This is a genomic window from Hyella patelloides LEGE 07179, assembly GCF_900659865.1.
Lineage (GTDB): Bacteria > Cyanobacteriota > Cyanobacteriia > Cyanobacteriales > Xenococcaceae > Hyella > Hyella patelloides.
Window position 1 is genome coordinate 1 of record NZ_LR214239.1, and the last position, 2,505, is coordinate 2,505.

General features: G+C 35.7%; 1 protein-coding gene and 1 pseudogene. Both read left to right on the forward strand.

Features of this window, described 5'->3' with window-relative positions; genetic code table 11:
* A pseudogene (locus H1P_RS32670) lies at positions 1 to 709 on the forward strand (AarF/ABC1/UbiB kinase family protein); the annotation flags it as partial.
* 276 nt (positions 710 to 985) lie between these two features.
* Positions 986 to 2,203, forward strand: coding sequence for an MFS transporter (locus H1P_RS32675; RefSeq protein WP_144875560.1), 1,218 nt, complete (start codon positions 986 to 988; stop codon positions 2,201 to 2,203).
* The last annotated feature ends 302 nt before the right edge of the window (positions 2,204 to 2,505 follow it).

The following is a 2,505-nucleotide window of genomic DNA, read 5'->3' on the forward strand; positions in this document are numbered from 1 at the left end:
AGCCATGATGTACGAGTTTCCTTTCCGCGTTCCTGCTTATTACGCGCTGATTATTCGTTCGATGGTTACTCTAGAAGGGATTGCTATTGGTATCGAGCCAGACTTTAAAGTACTCAGCAAAGCTTATCCTTACGTTGCAAAACGTCTCTTAACTGACCCCGCACCAGAATTAAGAGAATCACTAAAAGACCTGTTGTTCAAAGAAGAAGGTTTCCGTTGGCATCGTTTAGAAAACTTAATGCGAAATGCTAACGATTCGCGAGATTATGACTTTGATAAGATTGTTAATCAAGCCTTAGATTATCTATTTTCAGAGCGTGGTAAGTTCATACGCGATCGCTTATCTGATGAAATTGTCAATGTTTTAGATAGTGTAGGACGTAGGACTTGGTTTAATTTGTCCACCTCTTTCCGTCAACAAGTAGGTTTAGCTGTCCAAGAAACTCCTCCAGAGTTACAAGAAGATTCTTACACAATTACTCACCTAAAAAACATTATCGGTATTTTGCAAAACACTTCAGGTTTTGACCCTACTCGCGTTGTTTCTGTGTTAGTTAAAATTGTTACCAAACCAGAAACTCAAAAGCTAGGACAAAGCGTAGCGGAAAAACTATCTCAAAAAATGGCAGCAAGATTGATCAGAAATCTTTTATTAGATACAACTCCAACTCCTCTAAATACAGGTAAACAATTAAGTGCTGCTAAATAAGTTTCTGATTTTCTTGACTCAAAGCTCTAAAAACTTGCATTAAATTATAAGGAAGTTTCTTTAAATAGAAACTTTTTTTTTAAGTAGAAATAATTTCCAGATGTCGTGATGTCGTGAAGTCTTACCAAATCAAAAAATATTGACGACATATAAAAACAATCAAAGTTTAGGGTGGGTATTGCCCACCTTATATTCAATATTATGTCAATAGAATTGATGTTAATCTGTTTCTTGTCTTGATGCACTTTTCCTATTCTTTGTTTCCAAACCTATATAATGTTCCAATACAAATTACCAAGACAATTTTGGATTATTGCGACTATTGCCTTTGTCAATTCTATTAGTTTCACCATTATTATCCCGCTACTATATCCTTATGCAAAACAATTTGCTTTGAGTGATTTACAAGCAAGTTTATTAACTACTGCTTATGCATTAGCTCAGTTTTTAGGAACGCCAGTATTAGGTAAATTGTCAGACAGAATGGGTAGAAAACCCATCTTAATCGTTAGCCTATTAGGAACAGTATTAGCTAATATTTTAGCTAGTGTGAGTAATACAGCCTTACTGTTGTATTTGGCGCGTATTTTTGATGGTTTAACAGGGGCAAATAATTCGGTTGCTAGTGCTGTTATTAGCGATATTACTACTCCCGAACAGCGTCCTCAAGCCTTTGGTATCTTTGCTGCAATTTTCCGTTTAGGTTTTGTGGTTGGGCCAGCTTTAAGCTATGTAGCACAGCAATTGCCTACATTACCTGGAATTTCTCCTTTAGGAATGAGTTTTGTGGTGGCTGCGGTAATAGCTTGCTTTGCTGTTATGTTAACGCTATTTTTCTTACCAGAAACTTTACCTCAATCGACACCAAAAAGCTTTAAATTAAGCTGGCAAGATTTTACTTTTAGTAAGATAGCTAAATCGGCAACCAAACCCAAATTAGGCAAATTGTTTATTTTGACTTTTTTAAGCGGTGCTAGCTTTACTATTTTTACTTTTGCCTTTCAGCCTTTCTTTCTTAATGTTTTAGATCGCAATCCCAAAGAATTAGCAATTGCTTTTTCTCTAGTAGGAATGCTCGGTTTTATTTCTCAGGTATTTGCTTTAGAACCGCTACGAAATAAATTTAACTTAATTGATATTTTAGCGATGGCATTATTTATTAGAGGAGTAACTTTTTTCTTAATGCCCACTTTCCCAACTATTACAGCTTTTGCAATTATTCTTGCTATATTTAGTTTGGTTAATGCTTTTCCAATGCCTTTAATTGAATCAATCTTATCTTTAAATACTAAACAACAAGAACAAGGAGAAATATTAGGAATTAACGCCTCTTATCTGAGTATTGCCAATGCTTTTGGCCCTTTTATTTCTGGTTTATTGGTTAGTTTTGGTTATAAAATGCCTTTATGGTTAACAGGATGTCTGACGATGGCAATCGCTTGGTATGCTTTGGGTGTTAAATCAGAGTTTAAATGTTACAAACAAACGGAATAGCCATTATGGTCATTCCCATTCATTTCCTTACGTTGTTAAGCATCGGTAAAAGGATGAGGGATAAGGAATAAAAGATGAGGGATGAAGAATAAGAGATAAAGGATGAGGGATGAAGAATAAGGGATAAAGGATGAGGGATGAAGAATTAAAAGTAATACTAAGCAATTAGTAGTTTCGGCGTTGGTAATTTGATGTATGACGTACAAAAGCAAGACTTGCCCATGTCGAGGAAACCTTATCCGAAGGTGTATCCTTTAGGGCGACGGGCTTCCTTGCTCAATGTTTCTGTTCGTAGCTTGGAG

Coding starts and splice junctions, on each gene's coding strand:
- H1P_RS32675 (WP_144875560.1), top strand. CDS start 986: ATGTTCCAATACAAATTACCAAGACAATTTTGGATTATTGCGACTATT.